Source organism: Pseudofrankia coriaricola (genome assembly GCF_001854805.1).
GTDB lineage: Bacteria > Actinomycetota > Actinomycetes > Frankiales > Frankiaceae > Pseudofrankia.
In genome coordinates this window covers 1-21154 of sequence record NZ_MBLO01000017.1, presented here as the reverse complement: position 1 = coordinate 21154, position 21154 = coordinate 1, and the positions used below count along the sequence as shown (strand labels likewise).

The following is a 21154-nucleotide window of genomic DNA, read 5'->3' as shown; positions in this document are numbered from 1 at the left end:
GGATGCGCTCGCCGCCGCCGGGCTCGCCACGAGCGCGCGGCTCTGGCAGGCTGAGCTCGTCACCGGCACCGGCGCGGCCGGTGAGGTGATCGCGCTCGCGGCGGCCGGGGACAGCCCCGCGGGTGAGGCGCGGCTCGACGAGATCGCGGTCCGGTTGCGCGCCGCTGCCGCCGGCCCGGGTGAGAGCGCCCCCGCCGTCGTGTTCGTCGGCCCCCTGGACGCCGCCGCGCTGCGCCGCGGCCTCGGCCGGGGGATCACACCGCGCCGATGGCGGCGGCGATAGGTCCCGGCCTGGCCGGCTTCGACGCCGCGCCCTCGCGGCGGCGTGTCCGCGGCCACGTAAGACCGACTGTTCGAGGTCGCCAGCCGGTTGACCCGGCCTGACCAGCAACGACGCCGAGAGCTCCGCCGGCCTGCCGGCGCGCAGCGAAACCGACTGCACTAGGTTCTGCTACGCTGGCTCGGACCGCCTGCCGACGGTCGGCATAGGGCATCGCTCCTGTGCGTTACGGGACGGGACGCCAGCGTGGTGTCCGGTAGCACGGGTGCAGTCAGCCCGGTCGTTACCGGCCCAGGCGTCGTTACCTGAGCGCGTAGGGCTAAGCGAGCGCACATGCCGCGCTTGCGCTCCTCACCGGGGCGGCACCAGGACGGGCCCGCGAGGGTCGTTCCGGCGCTTGGCAGGGCCAAGCGGGGGTTCGCCCTCCACCCGAGCCACCACCCGGCACCCGCCGGGTCCGGCCGATCACCGATCGGCCCATGTAGGTGGCCGGGTCGCCGGTCGGTCGATCTGTCCCCTCCGGGCAGTATGTCGGCCGGGAGTCCGGGATTTCCGGGCTTGGTGCTCCGCTGCGGTGAGGTCATGCCCGCGCGTCGAGCCATGGAGGAAACCAGATCAGCACAGAGTCACGCATCAACGACCGCATCCGCGTTCCTGAGGTCCGCCTCGTCGGCGCGGAGGGCGAGCAGATCGGCATCGTCTCCATTCAGGAGGCCATGCGGCTGGCGCAGGAGGCCGATCTCGACCTTGTCGAGGTCGCGCCGACCGCCCGGCCGCCCGTCTGCAAGCTGATGGACTATGGGAAGTTCAAGTACGAGTCCGACCAGAAACGGCGCGAGGCTCGGAAGAACCAGGTCCAGACGGTCATCAAGGAGATGAAGCTCCGACCGAAGATCGACCCGCACGACTACGAGACCAAGAAGGGTCACGTCGTGCGCTTCCTCAAGGCCGGCGACAAGGTGAAGATCACCATCATGTTCCGCGGCCGGGAGCAGTCGCGGCCGGAGCTCGGTATCCGGCTGCTGCAGCGGCTCTCGACCGACGTCGCCGAGCTGGGGTACGTCGAGGCCCAGCCCAAGCAGGACGGCCGGAACATGACGATGGTCATGGCTCCGCACAAGGGCGCCCGCACGCTGCGCACCCCAGAGCCGGCCGGAACCGTCTAACACGTCATGACCGCCCGATGGTCACGCCGCGCGGCGGCGGTCGTCGGGCGGTGAGCTGCCTGGACGTCGGCCCTGCCCCGGCCCGACGTCGCCTACGGGCGGCGCGCTCCCGCGCGCCGTGTGGCCGGCTGTGACCGGCCCGTCTCCCAACGACCCACCTCAGGACAGAACATGCCCAAGATGAAGCCGCACAGCGGAGCCTCCAAGCGGTTCCGCGTCACCGGGTCAGGCAAGATCATGCGTCGCCGGGCCAACCGCGCGCACCTCCTCGAGCACAAGACGAGCCGCCGGACCCGGCGGCTCAACCCCGAGGTGACGCTGGCCCCGGCGGACAACCGTCGTATCTCGCGCATGCTCGCTCGCTGACCGTGTTCGCTGGCCCTTCGGTCAGCTTTCCCGGGTAGCCCTCCCAGGCAATGTCCACCGGGCAACGGCCTCCCGTGGATTCCGTGAGCGGAATCCGGCTGGAGCCCCGGCGGATCCTGCTTCCCGGAACCCCCCGCCGCCAAGTTTCGCTCGGCCTGGACCGGGACCGGACCCGACTCTCGAAGGATCGGATCTGGTCTGAGGCCGGATCGCGGCTCACTCCGTCGACCGCGGACGGTCACCGCCCTGCCCAGGGCGGTTGCGTCCTCGGAGCTCGGCGGCGGACGACCAAGAACGTTAGGAGAAAGTGCCCTCATGGCACGCGTGAAGCGGGCGGTCAACGCCCAGAAGAAGCGCCGCACGACCCTCGAGCAGGCGAGCGGCTACCGCGGCCAGCGGTCCCGGCTGTACCGCAAGGCCAAGGAGCAGATGCTCCACTCGATGAACTACGCCTACCGGGACCGCCGAGCCCGCAAGGGTGACTTCCGGCAGCTGTGGATCACCCGCATCAACGCGGCCGCGCGTGCGAACGGCATGACCTACAACCGTTTCGTGCAGGGGCTGAAGATCGCTGGCGTCGAGGTCGACCGCAAGATCCTGGCCGATCTCGCGGTCAACGACCCGACGGCGTTCGCGGCGCTGGTCGAGGTCGCCAGGGCCGCCGTGCCGCCGGTGGCGGAGGCCGCCGCGGAGCCATCGGCCGCCTGAGCGGCTGCCCGCCGCGCGGAGTGCCGCAGGGAATGAGCCTTTTCCATCCAGCCGGACCGGACCGACGAGACGCGGTGGGTGGTCGCGGCGATGGAAAGGGCTCGGTGAACACCCGCCGTCCCGGTGGCGCCACCGCGGCGCTGGGGCCGCGGGCGGCCAGTGTGGCCGCTGCCAGGAGGCTGCGACGTCCCTCGGCCCGCCGGGCCGAGGGACTGTTCCTCGCTGAGGGTTTCCAGGCCGTCGAGGCGGCTCTGGCCGCCGGTCGGCTCGTCGAGCTGTTCGTCGGCGAGTCCGCCGGCGCCCGCCACGGCACGCTCGTCGCCGGCGCCGCCGCCGAGGGACTACCGGTTCGGCTCGTGACCGACGCGGCCGCGGCGGCCCTGTCCGAGACGGTCACCCCGCAGGGCCTCGTCGGCGTCGCCACGCTGCCCAGCACCCGCCTCGCGGACCTGTCGGGCGCTGAGGCCGCCACACCGGCCGGCGTCGGCACCGCCAGCCCGGCCAGCACAGCTCGCGCGTCTGGCACCATCGGCGCGCCTGGCACCACCGGGCGTCGCCCGGCTGGCGACGGCGCGGGACAACCTGGCATGCGAGCCCGCGCCGCCCTGGTCGCCGTCTGCGTCGCCGCGAACGACCCGGGCAACGCCGGGACAGTGATCCGCACCGCGGACGCCGCCGGCGCCGACGCCGTCGTCTTCGCCGGCGAGGGCGTGGACCCGTTCGGCGGCAAGTGCGTCCGTGCCAGCGCCGGGAGCCTCTTCCACCTGCCGGTAGTCGTCGAGCCGGACCTCGCCGCGGCCCTGGGCTGGCTGCGCGGCGCCGGCTGCCGCGTGGTCGCGACCTCCGGTTATGGCGCCCGCGACCTTTACGACGCCGCCGACGCCGGGGAGCTCGACGGCCCGACCGGATGGCTGTTCGGTAACGAGGCGCACGGCCTGCCACCCGAAGTCCTGACCGCCGCGGACGCGGTGCTTCGGGTACCGGTGTACGGTCAGGCCGAGTCGTTGAATCTTGCGGTCGCGACGGCCCTGTGTCTTTACGCGTCCGCGCGGGCGCGCAGAATGGCCAGATCCGGTACTCACGGCACCGGGGGAGGTGGACGACGGTGACCCATGCAGTCACGTCGGCGCCCACCCGCGTGGGCGGGCAGGCCACGGGTGAGACCAATGGCGATGTCGCCGGTCAGGCCGGCGCGGCCGCTGCGTCCGCCGCCACCGATGAGGGGCCCGCCCCCGCGCTCACGGCGGCCTACGACGGCCTGCCCGACGCGGTGGTGGTCACCGACGCGGCCGGCGTGGTCATGGTGTTCAACGCCGTCGCCGCGGGCCTGACGAACATCGACCAGCGCGCCGCCGCCGGGCGTCACGTCACCGAAGTGCTACCGCTGGTCGACGAACGCGGTAACGACTGGTGGGAGGCGTCCGACCCCGGCCGCCGGCTGCCGAGGGTGACCGGCCAGCCGGAGCGGAGGCTCACCTTCGCCGGCCCCGCGCATGACCACGACTTCAACGTCACGGTCCGCTACACCCGTGATGCCGGGCGGCTCGTCCGGGTCGCCCTCTGCCTGCGCGACACCGCGAGCCGGGAGCGGATCGAGCGCAACCGCTCCGACCTGGTCGCCACCGTCGCCCACGAGCTGCGTTCCCCGCTGACCAGCGTGAAGGGGTTCACCGCGACGCTGCTGGCCAAGTGGGAGCGGTTCACCGACGAGCAGAAGAAGCTCATGCTCAACACGGTCAACACCGACGCCGACCGGGTGACCCGGCTGCTGACCGAGCTGCTCGACGTCTCCCGGATCGACGCCGGGCGCATCCAGCTGCGCAAGCAGATCGCCGACCCGAAGGCCATCCTGCGCCGGGTCCTCGCCGGCAAGATCGCCTCGGGTACCGCCGGGGCCGACCGGTTCGTCGTCCACGAGGACGGCGAGCTGCCGGAGATGTGGATCGACCCGGACAAGATCGAGCAGGTGCTGCACAACCTCGTCGACAATGCCCTGCGCCACGGGGCAGGTACGGTGACGGTCGTTGTGCGCGGTGCGGAGACGGGAGCCGAGGTGAGCGTGGCCGACGAGGGCGAAGGTGTGCCGGAGGCCAACGCCTCCCGCGTCTTCACCAAGTTCTGGCGGGGAGCGAGCCGGGGCAACGGCACCGGTCTGGGCCTCTACATCGCCAAGGCGCTGATCGAGGCGCACGGCGGCACGATCACGGTCGGCCGTGCGCCCAGCGGCGGCGCGGAGTTCCGATTTGCCCTGCCCGCCGGGGCCCCCGTCTTCACCTGATCGCCGCGAAGACGGGGCGGTGCAGTCTGTTCGCTGCCCTTCGGGCAGCTTCCCCTTCGCCCGCGATATTGCTCCGGGGGCCCGTTCCCCCAAGGATCCGCTGGCGCGGATCCTTGGGGCCCCTGCGCCCGGACCCCCGATGTCGAGCTTCGCTCGACCATGGGGGGTCTAGGTTGGCACCTGGCGGCCGCGGGGCTGGCATCTGGCGCCTTCAGGCTGCTGGCCGCTGGACAGCTCAGTGAAAACGGCCGGCTCTGAAAGACCTGCTGGCTCTGGAAGATGTGCCGGTTCTGGCCATGGGACGGCCCCGGCCCGAACCGACGTGCGAGACAAGGATGATTTGCTTGCCAGCGAGTCGATGCATCCGATCAAGAGGCTGATACCGGAATCTATGAGATGACCGAGACGATGACCGATCCGCAGCCCGCCGCCGCGGGCGGGCCGCTCGACCCCGCCAGCCTTGAGGCGGCGGTGGCCGAGGCACTGGCCGCGCTCGCCGCCGCCGCTGATCTCACGGACCTCGCCGCCGTGCGCGGCGCGCACGTCGACGGCCGCTCGGCCGCGCTGGTCCTCGCCCGTCAGAAGCTCGGCTCGCTGCCGCGCGAGGACCGCGCCGACGCCGGCCGCCGGCTCAACGACGCGCTCGGCGCGGTCCGCGACGCGCACACGGCCCGCCTCGCCGAGCTCACCGCCGAGCGCGACGCGCGCGTGCTGGTCGAGGAGCGGGTCGACGTGACCATGCCGACCCGCCGCCGCCACGCCGGCGCCCGCCACCCGCTCGCCGTGCTCTCCGAGCGCCTCGTCGACACCTTCGTCGTGATGGGCTACGAGGTAGCCGAGGGTCCCGAGGTCGAGCACGACTGGTTCAACTTCGAGGCGCTCAACCTCGACCCGGACCACCCGGCCCGCAGCGAGCACGACACCCTCTACGTCGAGCCGGAGGGCTCCGGCCGGCTGCTGCGCACGCACACCTCGCCGGTGCAGATCCGCGCGCTGCTGTCGCGCCCGCTGCCGGTCTACGTCGTCGCCCCCGGGCGCACCTACCGCAACGACACCGTCGACGCGACCCACTCGCCTGTGTTCGGCCAGCTGGAGTGCCTCGCGGTCGACGAGGGCATCACGATGGCCGACCTGCGCGGCACGCTCGAGGTGTTCGCGGCCGAGCTGTTCGGCACGGGCCTGGCCACCCGGCTGCGCCCGTCGTTCTTCCCGTTCACCGAGCCGAGCGCGGAGCTCGACGTGCAGTGCTTCAACTGCAGGGGCGAGTCGGCTCGGCAGCCCTGCCGGGTCTGCTCCGACGAGGGCTGGATCGAGGCGGGCGGCTGCGGGATGGTCGATCCGAATGTGCTGCGCGCGGCCGGGATCGACGCGACCCGTTACAGCGGCTTCGCGTTCGGCATGGGCCTGGAGCGGGCCGCGATGATGCGCCACGGCGTCCGGGAGATCCGGGACTTCGTCGACGGCGACGTCCGGTTCAGCCTCCCGTTCGGAATCGAGGGCTGAGGCCATGCTGATCCTGATGTCCTGGCTACGTGAGCAGGTGCCCGGCCTGCCGCCGGCCGGCGCGGTCGCCGACGCGCTGATCCGTGCCGGCTTCGAGGTGGAGGGTGTCGAGGCCGTCGGCCAAGGCCTCGCCGGCGTCGTCGTCGGCGAGGTGCTGGCGATCGAGGAGGTCGCGGCCAAGAAGAAGAGCGTCCGCTGGTGCCAGGTCCGCGTCGCCGGATCGGCCGCGGCCGATCCGGACGCGGGCGTGCGCGGCATCATCTGCGGCGCGTTCAACTTCGCGGTCGGTGACCGGGTCGCGGTCGCGCTGCCCGGGGCGGTGCTGCCCGGCGGGTTCGAGATCACCGCCCGCAAGACGTACGGGCACGTCTCCGACGGCATGATCTGCTCGGCCAGCGAGCTCGGCATCGGCGAGGACCACGCCGGGATCATGGTCCTCCCGCCCGACGCCCCGCTGGGCGCGCACGTCGCCGAGCTGCTCGACCTCGCCGACGACGTGCTCGACATCGCCATCACCCCCGACCGGGGCTACGCTCTGTCGATCCGCGGTATTGCCAGGGAGGCGGCCACCGCCTTCGGCCTGTCCTTCGCCGACGCCGACGGCTCCGTCTACTCCACCGGCGCCGTCTACTCCACCGGCGCCGGCGGCGTGACCGACGCGGGAGCCGGCTACCCGGTGACGGTGGAGGACACCGCGGCCTGCGACCGCTATGTCGCCCGGGTGATCACAGGAGTGGACCCGGCCGCCGCCACCCCGCTGCCCTGGGCGCGGCGGCTCTCGCTGTCGGGCATGCGGCCGATCTCCGCCGCCGTCGACGTGACGAACGCGATCATGCTTGGCCTCGGCCAGCCGTTGCACGCCTTCGACCGGGCCAAGCTCTCCGGCGCGATCGTGGTGCGCCGGGCACGCGCCGGCGAGCGGCTGCTGACCCTCGACGGCGTCGACCGGGTGCTCGACCCCGAGGATCTGGTCATCGCGGACGACTCGGGCCCGATCGCGCTCGCCGGCGTCATGGGCGGCGCGAGCACCGAGATCTCGCCGTCGACGACCGACATCGTGCTGGAGGCGGCGCACTTCGACCCGATCGTGGTCGCCCGTGGCGCGCGGCGTCACCGGCTGTTCTCCGAGGCGTCGCGGCGCTTCGAGCGCGGCGTCGACCCGGCGCTTCCCCCGGCCGCGGCCCAGGCGGCGATCCGGCTGTTCACCGAGCTCGCCGGCGGACGGGCCGAGCCTGGCGTCACCGATGTCGACCACCGGCGCGCGCCCTCGGCGATCCGCTTCCCGCTGTCCGAGCCGACCCGTCTCGGTGGCCGGCTCTACTCGGACGAGAGCGTGCGCGGCCGGCTGACCGACGTCGGCTGCCTCCTCGAGGAGGACGGCGCCGACGAGGGTGTCGTGCTGGTCACCCCGCCGTCCTGGCGGCCCGACCTCACCCGCCCGGCCGACCTCGTCGAGGAGGTCATGAGGCTCGAGGGCTACGACACGATCCCGGTGACCCTGCCCAGGCTCCCAGCAGGGCGCGGGCTCACCCCGTCGCAGCGCCACGTCAGGGCGGTCGCCCGGGCGCTGGCCTATGAGGGCCTCACCGAGGTCATGACGCTGCCGTTCGTCGGCGCTGGGGCCGCCGACCTGCTCGGCCTGCCGGGCAACGACCGGCGGCGGGCGGCCGTGCGGATCGCCAACCCGATCGCCGAGGACGCGGCTTACCTGCGCACCACCCTGCTGCCGGGCCTGTTCGACGCGGTCGCGCGCAACATCGGCCGCGGCGACCCGGACATCGCCCTGTTCGAGATCGGCCAGGTGTTCCGCGAGCTGCGCGAGCCGGCGCGGCCGGTGCCGACGCCGTCGGTGCTCACGCGGCCTTCCGACGACGAGGTCGCCGCGCTGAACGCGGCGCTGCCCGAGCAGCCGCGCCGGGTCGCCGGCGTCTTCGCCGGTCTGCGCGAGCCGGCCACGGTCCTGCCCGGGCACGCCGTGGCCGGCTCGGCGGGCGGAGGCGCGCTGGCCAAGGGCCGGCCGGCCGACTGGGCCGACGCCGTCGAGGCGGCGCACGCCGCCGCCCGCGCGGTCGGCGTCGAGCTGACCGCCACCGCCGACGAGCATGCGCCCTGGCACCCGGGCCGGTGCGCGGCGCTGTGGGCCGACGGCGAGCTGGTCGGGCACGCCGGCGAGCTGCACCCGCGGGTGATCGGCGCCGCGGGTCTGCCCCCACGGACGGTGGCCTTCGAGCTGGGCCTCGATGAGCTGCTCGCGGCGGCGCTGCGGCGCGGCCCGGTCGAGGCACCCGTCATCTCCCCGTACCCGCCCGCCGACCGTGACGTCGCGCTGGTCGTCGAGGCCGCCATCCCGGTGACGGAAGTGACCGCCGCGCTGCGGGAAGGGGCCGGGGAACTGCTGGAGTCGTTGACGCTGTTCGACGTCTTCGAAGGCGCCCAGATCGGCGCCGGCCGGCGCTCGCTGGCATTCGGCCTGCGCCTGCGGGCCACCGACCGGACGCTGACCGCCGAGGAGGCCAACGGCATCCGCGACGCTGCCGTTACCGAGGCCACCCGCCGCACCGGTGCGGCGCTTCGGGCCTGAAAGGGCCCAGCGGACGCGCGGTTACCCGTGTTCGTGTTCGCGCGCCTCGCGCCTACGCGCCCGAACGGCGGGCGCGGCGGTGGGGCGCCCGCAGGATGAGGGTGCCAAGGCCGGGGGCGCGCAGCGCGAGCAGCGTGCCCCCGCCGTCGGCGTCCCCGCCCTCGGATCGGTCGACGATCGCGGCGAGCCCGCGTTCGCCGACGCGGCCGTACAGCAGCTCGGCGCGGGTGGCCGTGGACAGGAACGCGGGGTGTGCCCGGGCGAAGGCCAGGCCGTCGTCGAACGAGCCGGCGGGCGGCCGGGCGGCGGCCCAGACGTCGAACAGCTCGGCGAATCCCCGCTCGGACGCCAGGACCGGCCAGCGCCGGGCGACGCCGGCCCGGCGCTTGGCGAGCAGGGCCTGGCGGGTCGCGTCGAGTGTGCCCCGGTCGAAGCCGACCGGGTCTTGGCCGCCGGCGACCAGCGCCGTGAGCAGGTCGGCCTGCCGCGCCGTGAGCCGAGCCCGCGCCTCGTCGACCGTCGGCGCCGGGGCGGAACCGGGCGGCGCGCCGGCAGGTGACGACGAGGTGGAACCGCGGGCCGCGCCGGGCTCGGCAGGGCGGCCACCCGGCTCAGCTGCCGCCACAGCCGCCTCCGCCACACCCGCCCCCGCCGCCGCAGCTGTGGCCGCCGCCGCAGCTGTGGCCGTGACCTCCGCCGCTGTGGCCGCCTCCGTGATGGCCCCCGCCGGAGTCGCCACAGCCGCCGGAGTCGCCGGATGATCCCCCGCGCCACCGCCCGCGGGGCGACCGCCGGCCGTACACGGCGGCGCGCAGCAGCCGCACGGCGGCCACGCCCCCAGCCAGGACGGCGATGACGATCAGAATCTCGATCATGCCAATCATGACACCCGCCTCTCGGGGTCGGTCGCTGCCACGACGACGCGGTCGCCTTCCGCGTGCGGTTCGGCCATCGGGAGATCTTGCGCCGCCGCGCGGCCCGGCACCGCGCCGCGCGCGATCGGGGGACCGGCTGGCTCAGTCGCCGCCACACCCGCCCCCGCCGCAGCCGTGACCGCCGTCGTTCGGGCCCGACCCGTCGGACCCGTCGAGGAAGCCGCGCCGGCCGCGCGGAGACCGCCCGCCGAGGACGGTTGAACGCAGCACCTGCGCCGCGATGAACGCGACCAACAGGCCGATGATCCCTATGGCGCCGGACATGGCATCCGCCTTTCGGGGTAGGCCGCGGCGGTCACGACGCGTTCACATTCCGCGTGGAACTCGGCCACCGGGGGGTAGTGACCGTCGCGTTCGAGCAGGTAGGCGGCCCGTCCGGGCGGGAGCCGCCGGACCGCCTCGGCCAGCAGCTCCAGCTGCTCCGGGCCGACCGGGTGCAGGTGGGTGTCGTGGTAGCGGCCCTCACGGGTGACGCCGCCGGCGACGTGCAGATAGGCGACCCGTTCCCAGGGGAGCCGGTCGAAGGTGGCGGCCGGGTCGAGGCCGTGGTTGATCGTGTCGCCGTGGAAGTTGGCGACGTCGACGAGCAGCAGCGCGTCGGTCCGTTCGACCAGCTCCGCGAGGAAGTCGGCGGGCGTGAGCTCGTCGTCCGGCCAGCGCAGCAGCGCGCCGGGGTTCTCCAGCGCCAGTGGCACGGGCAGCTCGGCGCACGCGATCCGGACATTCGCGATCAGCACGTCCAGTGCGTCGCGGGTGTACGGGATGGGCAGCAGATGCCCGGCCTCGTGGCCGTCCGCGCGGACGAACGCGACATGCTCGCTGACCAGGGGCGCGCCGACGGCCTCGGCGACGGCGGCGAGCCGGCGCACGCGGGCCGGGGCGGGTGGCTCGGCGCCGCCGAGGGAGAGCCCGACTCCATGGGGCACCACGGGCACGCCCAGGTCTGTCGGCGCGGATCCGGACCGCGTTGGCCGTCCGCGCCGGTCGAGCGGGACGTTCTCCGCGATCACCTCGACGAACCCGAGGTCGGCGCGCTCCGTGAGGGCCGCGGCCAGCTCGGGCCGCCATCCCACTCCGAATCCGGCCAGTGCCGTCATGACTCGATCGTCGCAGCGACCAAACCCGCCGGCGCCGTCCTGTCCGCGACCCGACCGGACCGTCAGCCCACCCACGGTTGCGGTGAGCCGCGAAAAAAGCTGGATGTCCATACGGATGCGTGCATAGAATTGCGGCCATGGGCATGACAGCGACGATCATCGGCGGGAGCGGGTACGGCGGCGGCGAGCTTCTGCGCCTGCTGCTCGGGCACCCGGAGATCGAGATCGGAGCGGTCGCGGCGCACAGCAACGCGGGCCAGGACATCGCCGAGATACACCCGCACCTGCCGGACCTGGCGGGCCGGGACTTCGTCGACATGGAGACGGCCGTCGCGGCCGGCGCGGACCTCGTCTTTCTCGCGCTGCCGCACGGCCAGTCCGCGGCCGTCGCCGCGACCATTCCCCAGGACGTCAAGGTCGTCGACCTGGGCGCCGACTTCCGCCTCGCCGACCCGGCGGCCTGGGCGAAGGCCTACGGCGGCACGCACGCCGGCACCTGGACCTACGGACTGCCGGAGATCCCCGGCGCCCGCGCCGAGATCGCCGCCGCCCGTCGCGTCGCGGCCCCCGGCTGCTATCCCACGGCGGTCGCGTTGGCGTACGCCCCGCTGATCGTCGCCGGCGTCATCGACCCGTCCGACCTGGTCACCGTGGCGGCCAGCGGCACCTCCGGCGCCGGCCGGTCGCCCAAGGCGAACCTGCTCGGCTCCGAGGTCATGGGTGACGTCACCGCCTACAAGGTCGGCCGTCACCAGCACCGGCCGGAGATCGTCCAGACGCTGACCAGGGTCGCCGCCGCCGCGCCCGGGCCGGGCGCCGTGGTCCGCATGTCGTTCACCACCACGCTCGCCCCGATGCCGCGCGGCATCCTCGCGACCTGCACCGCCCGCCCGTCCGAGCGGGCAGCCTCGCCCGCGCTGCCCGTCGCCCTCGGGTTCGACGAGGACCTCGTGACCGGGATCCTGCGCGCGTTCTACGCCGACGAGCCGTTCGTGAAGGTGCTGCCGGCGGGCCGCTGGCCCCGTACCTCCGCGACGCTCGGCAGCAACACCGTCCACCTGCAGGCCACGGTCGACGAGGAGGCCGGCCGGGTGGTCGTCGTCTCGGCGATCGACAACCTCACAAAGGGCGCCGCCGGCCAGGCGATCCAGTGCGCCAACCTGATGCTCGGCCTGCCGGAGACCACGGGCCTGCCCGTCACCGGCCTCGCCCCCTGACATCCCGGCCGTCCCGGCCGTCCCACCGCGCGAGGCGTCGTCGCCCGCGCCCGCGGAGATCGTGCTCTCGAAGAAATGAGGAACGCCCGTGAGCGTCACCGCCCCGAAGGGCTTCCGGGCCGCGGGTGCCGCGGCTGGTCTGAAGCCGTCCGGGCGTCCGGATGTCGCGCTCGTCGTCAACGACGGGCCGTCGGACGCCGCGGCCGGCGTGTTCACCACCAACCGGGTGCAGGCCGCGCCTGTCCAGTGGACCCGCCAGGCGCTGGCCGACGGGCGGCTGCGCGCGGTCGTGCTCAACTCGGGCGGCGCCAACGCCTGCACCGGGCCGGACGGTTTCGCCGACACCCACCACACGGCCGAGCACGTCGCGAAGGCGCTCGGGATCGGCGCGGGCGACGTCGCGGTCTGCTCGACCGGCCTGATCGGTGTCCGGCTGCCGATGGATCTGCTCCTCAACGGCGTGACACGGGCCGTTCCCCACCTGTCCGCCGAAGGCGGCCCGGCCGCGGCCGAGGCGATCCGGACGACCGACACCGTCAGCAAGCAGGCGGTCCGGACATCGGCTGATGGCTCCGTGACAGTGGGTGGCATGGGCAAGGGCGCGGCGATGCTCGCTCCGTCCCTGGCGACGATGCTCGTCGTCGTCACCACCGACGCCGTCGCCGACGTGGCGACGCTCGGCCGCGCGGTGTCGGAGGCGGCTCGGCTGACGTTCCAGCGGATCGACTCGGATGGCTGCCTGTCCACCAACGACACCGTTCTGCTGCTCGCCTCCGGTGCGTCCGGCGTGACGCTGCCCGAGGAGGAGCTCACGGCCCTCGTCACCGAGGTCTGCATGGACCTCGGCAGGCAGATGATCGGCGACGCCGAGGGCGCCACGAAGGACATCGCGATCACCGTGACCGGCGCGGCGACCGAGGACGACGCGCTCGAGGTCGGCCGGGCCATCGCCCGCAACAACCTGCTCAAGTGCGCCCTTTACGGCAAGGACGCCAACTGGGGCCGGGTGCTCGCCGCGATCGGCACCACCAGCGCCGCCTTCGAGCCCGACGAGCTCGACGTCGCGATGAACGGCGTCTGGGTCTGCCGGGCCGGCGCGCCCGGCGAGTCACGCGACCTCGTCGACCTCTCCGGCCGGGAGATCGCCATCATCGCCGACCTGCACGCGGGCGGCGCCGAGGCGACGATCTGGACCAACGACCTGACCGACGGCTACGTCTACGAGAACTCGGCCTACTCAACTTGATGGTTCGCTCCGTCCGTGCACGGCCCTACGGCCACGACCTTGCTTCGCGGCGGTCGTGACCTCCGGGCCGTGCACGGACTCCGCTCACGGTCTTCGCTCCGTCCGGCCCGTCACAAGTCCGCTTCGCTTCGCTTGCGGCCTTGCGCCGTGCCGGACTCCGCGAAGACATGGGGTAAGCGCGAAAGACAGGTTTCTGGAAGAAAAAGACAGGTTTCTGGAAGAAGGGGTCATGACGGTTATGGACGGCGCCGGCGGCGCGGCGGCGCGGGCGGGCGGGCCGGCGCGGGCGCGCGGGCACGCGGCGCTGCCGAAGACCAGGGTGCTCGTCGAGGCCCTGCCCTGGCTCGCCCGGTTCCACGGCGCCACCGTCGTGATCAAGTACGGCGGCCACGCGATGACGACGCCGGCGCTGCGCGAGGCGTTCGCCGAGGACGTGGTGTTCCTGCGGCTGGCCGGGATCAGGGTCGTCGTCGTGCACGGCGGCGGCCCGCAGATCACCGCGCACCTGAACCGGCTGGGCGTGGAGTCCGAGTTCGCCGGCGGGCTGCGGATCACCACCCCGGAGACGATGCAGATCGTCCGGATGGTGCTCGTCGGCCAGGTGAACCGGGACGTCGTCGGCCTGGTCAACAACCACGGCCCGTTCGCCGTCGGCCTGTCCGGCGAGGACGCGAACATGTTCACCGCCCGGCGCCGCGGCGCGATCGTCGACGGCGAGGAGGTCGACATCGGCCTGGTCGGCGACGTCGTCGAGGTCGCTCCGGAGACGGTGAACGCGCTGCTCGACTCGGGCAAGGTCCCGGTGGTGGCGACGGTCGCCCGCGGCGAGGACGGCGGCGTCTACAACGTCAACGCCGACACCGCGGCCGCGGCGCTCGCCGTCGCCCTCGGCGCGGCCAAGTTCGTCGTGCTCACCGACGTCGACGGCCTCTATGCCGACTGGCCGGACTCGGATGAGGTGATCAGCGAGCTGGACGCCACCGAGCTCGAGGCGCTGCTGCCCAGCCTCACCGCCGGGATGATCCCGAAGATGGAGGCGTGCCTGCGCGCCGTCCAGGGCGGCGTGCCGCAGGCGCACGTGCTTGACGGCCGGGTGCCGCACGCCGTCCTGTTGGAGATCTTCACCGACGAGGGCGTCGGCACCCTGATCACCCCGGATGCGAAGGGGGCGGATCCCGCCGCGATGCCCCGGCCCGCCATGCCAGCCGCGACCATGCCAGCCGCGACCATGCCAGCCGCGACCGCGCCGACCATGACCACCAAGACCGGAGGCCTCCAGTGACTACGACCACCGCGGTCCCGCCGGCCGCCGACGCCGTCAGCGCGGCCGGGCCCGATCTGTTCGACCGGCGGGACAAGGTCATCATGGGCACCTACGGCCGGCCGGTCGTAGCGCTCACCCGCGGCGAGGGCACCCGGGTGTGGGACGCCGACGGCAGGGAGTATGTCGATCTCCTCGCCGGGATCGCCGTGTCCGCCCTGGGCCACGCCCACCCGGCCGTCGGGGCGGCCGTCGCCGCCCAGCTCTCCCAGCTCGGCCACACGTCGAACCTGTACGTCAACGAGCCGCAGGTGCTGCTCGGCGAGCGGCTGGTGGCCCTGGTCGGCACGGACGCCCGGGTGTTCTTCGCGAACTCCGGCGCCGAGGCCAACGAGTGCGCGATCAAGATCAGCCGCAAGACGGGCCGCACGGAGATCATCGCTACCGACGGCTCGTTCCACGGCCGGACGCTCGGGGCACTGTCGATCACCGGCCAGCCCGGCAAGCGGGCGCCGTTCGAGCCGCTCCTGCCCGGCGCGCGGTTCGTCCCATACGGCGACGCCGCGGCGCTGAAGGACGCGATCAGCGAGCGCACCGCCGCGGTGTTCCTGGAGCCGACGCTAGGCGAGGCCGGCGTGATCCCGCCGCCGCCCGGCTACCTGGCCGCCGCGCGAGCGCTGTGTGACGAGACGGGGGCGCTGCTGGTCCTCGACGAGGTGCAGAGCGGCATCGGCAGGACCGGGGCCTGGTTCGCCCACCAGCACGAGGGCGTCCTGCCCGACGTCCTCACGCTCGCCAAGGGGCTCGGCGGCGGGCTGCCCATCGGGGCCTGCGTCGGCCTCGGCGCAGCCGGGAGCCTGCTGGGCCCCGGCGAGCACGGCAGCACCTTCGGCGGCGGCCCCGTCGTCTGCGCGGCCGCGCTCGCCGTCCTCGACACCATCGAGTCCGACGGGCTGCTGGCGTCGGCCACGCGGGTCGGCGAGCGGCTCGCCGACGGCATCCGGGCCGCGGCGGCGGCGGGCGTTCCGGGTGTCGCCGGGGTGCGTGGCGCGGGCCTGTGGCGGGCGATCGAACTGTCGACGCCGACGGCCGGCGCCTTCGAGACCGCGGCCCGTGCCGCCGGCTTCCTGGTCAACGGGATCGCGCCGAGCACCGTCCGGCTCGCCCCGCCGCTCGTGCTCACCGACGCCGACGCCGATGCCTTCCTCGCGGCCCTGCCCGGCATCGCCACCGCCGGGGCGGAACAGGCCTCCTGATGCCGAAGGGGCCCAAGATCCAGCCGGCGTTCAGTCGGCGCCCGAACCGTAAGGTCAGCCCATGACGATCCGCCACTTTCTCCTGGACAGCGACCTGACGCCCGCCGAGCAGGCGTCGGTGCTGGACTCCGCCGACCGGCTGAAGGCGACGCGGCGCTCCCCGGCCGCCGGCCGCCCGCTGGCCGGCGCGTCGGTCGCGCTGATCTTCGAGAAGCCGTCGGCCCGCACCCGGGTGTCGTTCGAGGTCGGCGTCGCCGAGCTCGGCGGCCATCCGGTCGTCCTGGACGCCAACACGGTTCAGCTGGGCCAGCGCGAGTCCATCGAGGACGTGGCGCGGGTGCTGTCCCGCTACGTCGACGCGATCGTCATCCGCACCTTCGGCCAGGAGCGGGTCGACCGGATGGCCGCCGCCGCCTCCGTGCCGGTGGTCAACGCGCTGTCCGACTTCACTCACCCCTGCCAGGCGCTCGCCGACCTGCAGACGATCCGCGGCGCGTTCGGCTCGCTGGCCGGCGTGACGCTGACCTATGTCGGTGACGGCAACAACGTCGCGCACTCGCTGCTGCTCGCCGGCGCGATGGCCGGGATGCGGATCCGGATCGCCACCCCGCCGGGCATGGAACCGGACGCGGACGTCGTCCGCCAGGCCACCGAGATCGGCGCGGGTACCGGTGGCGCCGTGGAGGTCCTGAACGACCCGCGCGCGGCGGCCGACGGCGCCGACGTGCTCTACACCGACGTCTGGACGTCCATGGGCCAGGAACCGAGCACCGCCGGCCGCGTCGACACGTTCCGGCCGTACCAGATCAACGAGGCGCTCGTCGCCGCGGCCGGGCCGTCCGCGATCGTGATGCACTGCCTGCCGGCGCACCGCGGCGAGGAGATCACCGGCGCAGTGATCGACGGGCCGCGGTCGGTGGTCTTCGACCAGGCCGAGAACCGCCTGCACGCCCAGAAGGCACTGCTCGGCTTCCTGTTCGCGGGCCCCGGCGGCGCGGGCGGCCCGAACGGCGCCGCGCCCTCGACGACCGTCGCCGGGGCGGCCGTCTGACATCGGGAAACAGCCTCATGGCCGCACGCCTCATGGCCGCGAGGCCGCGGCATCGTCGAGGCTCCGGCATCCTCGCGGCGGGTCCCCCCGCGACCGACTCCATCGTGACGACTACAGGGGTGCTATGACATCGGGCACGAGGCCGGCGGCGCCGCTGACCAAACGCGCCCGGCACGCACGGCTGGCCGCGCTGGTCGCGGCGCACCCGGTGCGCTCCCAGACCGAGCTCGCCCGGCTGCTCGCGGCCGAAGGTGTCCGGGTGACCCAGGCGACGCTGTCGCGCGACCTGGAGGAGCTGGGCGCGACCAAGGTCCGCGGCCAGGACGGCACCCTCGTCTACACGGTCGACGCGGGGCTCGCGCCGGCCGAGACGGTCCGGCTGCCGCTGTCCCGGCTGTGCGAGGACCTGCTGGTGTCGGCGGAGGCCAACGGCGACCTCGTCGTGCTGCGCACCCCGCCGGGCGCCGCGCAGCTGTTCGCGTCCGCGCTGGACCGCGCCGCACTGCCGGAGGTCATGGGCACCATCGCCGGCGATGACACGGTCCTCGTCGTCTGCCGGGCGCTCGCGCCGCCCGCCGGTGGCGAGGACGAGCCGGCCGCGGCCCGCGGCGGGCTGGAGCCGACGGTGGTGGCCGCGCCGGCGGCGGCGGCCGTGCCGACCGGGCCCCGGCTGGCCGCCCGCCTGCTCGGGCTCGCCGAGGGCCGTGGCCGGCTCGGCGGGGACGACGAGGAGGATCCGCCGGCCGGCGGATCCGTATCGGTGCCGGTGCCACCGGGGACGCGCGAGCGCCTGGAGCGTGCCCCCACCCGCGTGAACTGACGCCAGACGGTAGGCCGGGCCTGACCCACCGGAGCCGTACTGGCCCGGACGGCCCTGACCGGGCAACACGGGGCGGCGCGTCGAGCGGTCGGCGCGAACGCACCCATCCGGCCAGGTAGACGTCGGCCGAGGTCATCGGTTACTGGTTACTGGTCACGGGTTGCTGGTCACCGTCAGCGGCCGGGCGACGAGGGCAGCCACGAGTACGAACGTCCGTGTCACGCCGATCGACGTGACACGCGCTATACGCGGCGCCGTGAGACACGAGCGCCGTGAGACGCCGTGAGACACAGACGAGGCCGCGACGCAGGCAGTCGCGTGACGTAGGGAGCAACTGAGGTGGAGACGACCGGCGGCAGCCCGGGCGAGACGGCGCGGGAGGCCGGCCAGGCCAGCGAGGCCGGGGGAGCGCCGCTGCGGCTGTGGGGCGGGCGGTTCGCTGGCGGGCCGGCTGAGGCACTCGCGCAGCTCTCGGTGAGCGTGCACTTCGACTGGCGGCTCGCCCCGTATGACCTGCTCGCGTCGAAGGCACACGCCCGGGTGCTGCACCGCGCCGGGCTGCTCGACGAGGTCGAGCTCGCCGCGATGCTCGGCGCGCTCGACGAGGTGGCCGCCGACGTCGCGGCCGGGCGGTTCCTGCCCACCGTCGAGGACGAGGACGTGCACACCGCGCTCGAGCGCGCCCTGATCGAGCGGCTCGGGACCCTCGGTGGCAAGCTGCGCGCCGGCCGCAGCCGCAACGACCAGGTCGCGACCGACCTGCGCCTCTACCTGCGCGCGGCCGCCCGCCAGGTCGCCGCGGCCGTGACCGGCCTGTCCGAGGCCCTCGTCGACGTCGCCGAGGCGCACGTCGACACGCCGGCGCCCGGGATGACCCACCTTCAGCACGCCCAGCCGATCTCGTTCGGCCATCAGCTGCTCGCCCACGTGCACGCGTTCGCCCGCGACGTGGACCGACTGCGTGACTGGGACCGCCGGGCGGCCGTCTGCGCTCTCGGCGCCGGTGCCCTGGCCGGCTCGTCGCTGCCGCTGGACCCCGAGGGCGTCGCCGCCGAGCTCGGTTTCGACCGGGCGTTCGCCAACTCGATCGACGCCGTCTCGGACCGCGACTTCGCCGCCGAGTTCCTCTTCGCCGCGGCGATGATCGGCGTACACCTGTCCCGCCTCGGCGAGGAGCTGGTGCTGTGGACCACCCGAGAGTTCGCCTGGGTGGAACTGGACGACGCCTTCGCCACCGGCAGCTCGATCATGCCGCAGAAGAAGAACCCCGACGTCGGTGAGCTGGCCAGGGGCAAGTCCGGCCGGCTCATCGGCCACCTCGCCGGCCTGCTGGCGACGCTGAAGGGCCTGCCGCTCGCGTACGACCGTGACCTGCAGGAGGACAAGGAGCCGGTGTTCGACGCCGTCGACACCCTGCTCGTCGTGCTGCCGGCAGTGACGGGAACGGTGGCGACCATGAAGGTGCGGGCCGAGCGGCTCGCCGCCGCGGCGCCGGACGGGTTCTCGCTGGCCACCGACGTGGCCGAGTACCTCGTCCGGCGCGGGGTGCCGTTCCGGTCCGCGCACGAGGCGGTGGGCGCGCTGGTCGCCTGGTGCGTGGTGGAGGGGGCCGACCTGCACGAGGTGTCCGACGAGCGGATGGCCGAGATCAGCCCCGAGCTGACGCCCGACGTGCGGGCGGTGCTGTCGGTCGCGGGGGCCCTCGATGCCAGGTCTGCGCCCGGGGGGACCGCGCCGGCGCGGGTGCGCGACCAGATCGCGGCTCTGCGCGGCACGCTCGCCGCCGACCGGGCGTGGGGCGTCGGCTGACGACCGGCCCGGGCGCCGGGCCGCGCCCTGACGGCGCCCCTCAGGCGGTGCCGGAGGCCGCCGTGGCGCGGCTGGGCCCGGCGACGTCGCCTGGGCCGGCACCGGGGTCGCCGGTGCCGGCGGGGCAGACAGCGCGGACAGGGCAGACCGAGCCGCCGGCAGGTGAGCCGCCGGCGGCCACACCCGCCGGGCGGGCGTTGCCTGAGGAGTTCTATGTCCGGCCCGTGCTGACCGTGGCGCGGGACCTGCTCGGCGCGACGGTCCGGCATGGGCCGGTCCGCGTGCGGCTCACCGAGGTCGAGGCATATGGCGGGACGGACGATCCGGCCTCGCATGCCGCGCGCGGACCGACGCCGCGGTCCGAGGTGATGTTCGGGCCGCCCGGGCGGGCATATGTGTACTTCATCTACGGGATGCACTGGTGCCTGAACCTTGTCTGCGAGCCGGCCGGCTGGGCGGCCGCGGTGCTGGTGCGCGCCGGCGAGGTCCTGGACGGGCTGGACGTGGCGCGTGCGCGTGCGCCCCGGCTGACCGATCGGGACCTCGCCCGCGGCCCCGGCCGCCTGGCGCGTGTGCTGGGCGTCGACGGATCCCTGACCGGCTCGCCTGTGACGGGCGGCGGACCGATCATCGTCGAGCAGGGGCCGGGCCCAGGGGCCGAGGGCGGCATCGGCAGCGTGCTGACAGGACCGCGCGTCGGCGTGCGGGCGGCCCACGACCTGCCGTGGCGGCTGTGGCTGGCGGGGAACCCGACGGTGAGCAATCGGGCCCCGGCGCCCCGCGGGCCCGATGCCGCTGGGCAGCCCCAAGCCGTTGGACGAGCGGAAGACGGCCGGCGGTCCGAAGGCGGCCGAAGCCTAGGCGATCCGCCGAAGTCCCATCGCCGTAGTGGGATGCGGACCAAGCCCGGCCAACCAGACTCCCATACCAGCCAACATCGTCCAGTCGGGTCGCCGATGCTGTGACACAGCTCACATCGATTTTGGTCGTCTGCGTTTGACGCTTGCCGCCGCTCGACCGTAATGTTCTCTACACGGCGCCGGAACAGGCGGAACGCCGAGCCCCACATGTGAGGTTCGAGCGGATCCGACAGCTAGCGCCGGGAGCATCCCGAAGGGGACGCCGGACGTGGCGGTCGCCGAGCAATCGGAGCAGGCTGACACGATCCATCTGGTCTTCTGATCAGCGAGTCAAAGCGCCGGTGTCCACACCGTTGGTGTGGATCTGGTTCATGCGTCCGCTCCTTGAGAACTCAACAGCGTGCCATAGAAGTCAGTGCCATATTTTGACCCCGTTCCGCGGGTGGTGCTGGTGTCGGGCCTGGATGGTCTGGTGCTGGTGTTGTCTGTGGGGGTTTGTAAGGTTCCTTTGGCATTTGATGGACGATCTACGGATCTGTGTCCATATTTTGTCGGGGTTTCTCCCATCGAGGGAGTTTTAGAGCATCGATGGAGAGTTTGATCCTGGCTCAGGACGAACGCTGGCGGCGTGCTTAACACATGCAAGTCGAGCGGACCTTCGGGTCAGCGGCGAACGGGTGAGTAACACGTGGGCAACCTGCCCCAGGCTCTGGAATAACT

19 protein-coding genes and 1 rRNA gene are annotated in these 21154 nt (G+C 73.6%); 17 read left to right on the top strand and 3 right to left on the bottom strand.

Going from position 1 to position 21154, the window contains the following annotated elements; translation table 11 throughout:
* From BCD48_RS51030 to pheT, 8 genes are all read left to right on the top strand, one after another.
* Positions 1 to 283 (top strand): hypothetical protein (locus BCD48_RS51030; protein WP_157910426.1); only part of this gene is annotated, 283 nt, incomplete at its 5' end.
* A 611-nt stretch (positions 284 to 894) separates the two neighbouring features.
* The gene (gene infC / locus BCD48_RS03665; protein ID WP_083418125.1) at positions 895 to 1446 is read left to right on the top strand and encodes a translation initiation factor IF-3; all 552 of its coding nucleotides are present in this window, start codon (positions 895 to 897) and stop codon (positions 1444 to 1446) included.
* Positions 1447 to 1617: 171 nt separating this feature from the next.
* On the top strand, positions 1618 to 1812 hold the full coding sequence (rpmI, locus tag BCD48_RS03660; RefSeq protein ID WP_071046799.1) for a 50S ribosomal protein L35: 195 nt from the start codon (positions 1618 to 1620) through the stop codon (positions 1810 to 1812).
* A 315-nt stretch (positions 1813 to 2127) separates the two neighbouring features.
* The gene (rplT, locus tag BCD48_RS03655; protein ID WP_071046798.1) at positions 2128 to 2520 is read left to right on the top strand and encodes a 50S ribosomal protein L20; all 393 of its coding nucleotides are present in this window, start codon (positions 2128 to 2130) and stop codon (positions 2518 to 2520) included.
* Between the two features lie 104 nt (positions 2521 to 2624).
* Positions 2625 to 3629 carry a TrmH family RNA methyltransferase gene (locus BCD48_RS03650; RefSeq protein WP_241841486.1) on the top strand — a complete coding sequence of 335 codons (1005 nt, stop codon included), beginning with the start codon at positions 2625 to 2627 and terminating at the stop codon, positions 3627 to 3629.
* On the top strand, positions 3626 to 4798 hold the full coding sequence (locus BCD48_RS03645) for a sensor histidine kinase (RefSeq protein WP_083418123.1): 1173 nt from the start codon (positions 3626 to 3628) through the stop codon (positions 4796 to 4798). The genes BCD48_RS03650 and BCD48_RS03645 overlap by 4 nt, the downstream gene beginning before the upstream one ends.
* A gap of 408 nt (positions 4799 to 5206) precedes the next feature.
* A complete protein-coding gene (gene pheS, locus BCD48_RS03640) occupies positions 5207 to 6301 on the top strand; it encodes a phenylalanine--tRNA ligase subunit alpha (protein WP_071046803.1) in 1095 nt (364 codons plus the stop codon).
* A 4-nt stretch (positions 6302 to 6305) separates the two neighbouring features.
* Complete coding sequence (pheT, locus tag BCD48_RS03635) at positions 6306 to 8882, top strand: phenylalanine--tRNA ligase subunit beta (RefSeq protein WP_071046797.1); 2577 nt, start codon at positions 6306 to 6308, stop codon at positions 8880 to 8882.
* Between the two features lie 52 nt (positions 8883 to 8934).
* Here pheT and BCD48_RS03630 read toward each other — a convergent pair whose 3' ends face one another.
* The 3 genes from BCD48_RS03630 to BCD48_RS03615 form a co-directional block, all read right to left on the bottom strand.
* Entirely contained in the window at positions 8935 to 9507 is a 573-nt protein-coding gene (locus BCD48_RS03630; RefSeq protein ID WP_083418122.1) for an SCO6045 C-terminal-like domain-containing protein, read from the bottom strand.
* Between the two features lie 391 nt (positions 9508 to 9898).
* Entirely contained in the window at positions 9899 to 10081 is a 183-nt protein-coding gene (locus tag BCD48_RS03620) for a hypothetical protein (protein WP_071046796.1), read from the bottom strand.
* The gene (locus BCD48_RS03615; protein WP_071046795.1) at positions 10066 to 10914 is read right to left on the bottom strand and encodes an MbnB/TglH/ChrH family RiPP precursor modification enzyme; all 849 of its coding nucleotides are present in this window, start codon (positions 10912 to 10914) and stop codon (positions 10066 to 10068) included. The genes BCD48_RS03620 and BCD48_RS03615 overlap by 16 nt, the downstream gene beginning before the upstream one ends.
* A gap of 137 nt (positions 10915 to 11051) precedes the next feature.
* Here BCD48_RS03615 and argC point away from each other — a divergent pair, with 137 nt between their 5' ends.
* From argC to BCD48_RS03570, 9 genes are all read left to right on the top strand, one after another.
* On the top strand, positions 11052 to 12131 hold the full coding sequence (argC, locus tag BCD48_RS03610; protein ID WP_071046794.1) for an N-acetyl-gamma-glutamyl-phosphate reductase: 1080 nt from the start codon (positions 11052 to 11054) through the stop codon (positions 12129 to 12131).
* An 88-nt stretch (positions 12132 to 12219) separates the two neighbouring features.
* Positions 12220 to 13377 (top strand): bifunctional glutamate N-acetyltransferase/amino-acid acetyltransferase ArgJ, encoded by a 1158-nt coding sequence (argJ, locus tag BCD48_RS03605; RefSeq protein ID WP_071046793.1) that lies wholly within the window; start codon positions 12220 to 12222, stop codon positions 13375 to 13377.
* A 229-nt stretch (positions 13378 to 13606) separates the two neighbouring features.
* Positions 13607 to 14659, top strand: a complete 1053-nt coding sequence (gene argB, locus BCD48_RS03600) for an acetylglutamate kinase (RefSeq protein ID WP_071046792.1) — start codon at positions 13607 to 13609, stop codon at positions 14657 to 14659.
* On the top strand, positions 14656 to 15894 hold the full coding sequence (locus BCD48_RS03595; RefSeq protein WP_083418121.1) for an acetylornithine transaminase: 1239 nt from the start codon (positions 14656 to 14658) through the stop codon (positions 15892 to 15894). Before argB ends, BCD48_RS03595 begins: the two co-directional genes overlap by 4 nt.
* 61 nt (positions 15895 to 15955) lie before the next feature.
* Positions 15956 to 16945 carry an ornithine carbamoyltransferase gene (gene argF, locus BCD48_RS03590; protein WP_071046791.1) on the top strand — a complete coding sequence of 330 codons (990 nt, stop codon included), beginning with the start codon at positions 15956 to 15958 and terminating at the stop codon, positions 16943 to 16945.
* 124 nt (positions 16946 to 17069) lie between these two features.
* Positions 17070 to 17765, top strand: coding sequence for an arginine repressor (gene argR / locus BCD48_RS03585; protein WP_241841485.1), 696 nt, complete (start codon positions 17070 to 17072; stop codon positions 17763 to 17765).
* Positions 17766 to 18104: 339 nt separating this feature from the next.
* Positions 18105 to 19574, top strand: coding sequence for an argininosuccinate lyase (argH, locus tag BCD48_RS03580; protein ID WP_071046790.1), 1470 nt, complete (start codon positions 18105 to 18107; stop codon positions 19572 to 19574).
* Between the two features lie 62 nt (positions 19575 to 19636).
* The gene (locus BCD48_RS56360; RefSeq protein ID WP_491677108.1) at positions 19637 to 20539 is read left to right on the top strand and encodes a DNA-3-methyladenine glycosylase; all 903 of its coding nucleotides are present in this window, start codon (positions 19637 to 19639) and stop codon (positions 20537 to 20539) included.
* A 480-nt stretch (positions 20540 to 21019) separates the two neighbouring features.
* Positions 21020 to 21154 (top strand): 16S ribosomal RNA (locus tag BCD48_RS03570); the annotation flags it as partial.

Coding starts and splice junctions, on each gene's coding strand:
- argR (WP_241841485.1), top strand. CDS start 17,070: ATGACATCGGGCACGAGGCCGGCGGCGCCGCTGACCAAACGCGCCCGG.
- argF (WP_071046791.1), top strand. CDS start 15,956: ATGACGATCCGCCACTTTCTCCTGGACAGCGACCTGACGCCCGCCGAG.
- argC (WP_071046794.1), top strand. CDS start 11,052: ATGGGCATGACAGCGACGATCATCGGCGGGAGCGGGTACGGCGGCGGC.
- pheS (WP_071046803.1), top strand. CDS start 5,207: ATGACCGATCCGCAGCCCGCCGCCGCGGGCGGGCCGCTCGACCCCGCC.
- BCD48_RS03620 (WP_071046796.1), bottom strand. CDS start 10,081: ATGTCCGGCGCCATAGGGATCATCGGCCTGTTGGTCGCGTTCATCGCG.
- pheT (WP_071046797.1), top strand. CDS start 6,306: ATGCTGATCCTGATGTCCTGGCTACGTGAGCAGGTGCCCGGCCTGCCG.
- rpmI (WP_071046799.1), top strand. CDS start 1,618: ATGCCCAAGATGAAGCCGCACAGCGGAGCCTCCAAGCGGTTCCGCGTC.
- argB (WP_071046792.1), top strand. CDS start 13,607: ATGACGGTTATGGACGGCGCCGGCGGCGCGGCGGCGCGGGCGGGCGGG.
- rplT (WP_071046798.1), top strand. CDS start 2,128: ATGGCACGCGTGAAGCGGGCGGTCAACGCCCAGAAGAAGCGCCGCACG.
- BCD48_RS03615 (WP_071046795.1), bottom strand. CDS start 10,914: ATGACGGCACTGGCCGGATTCGGAGTGGGATGGCGGCCCGAGCTGGCC.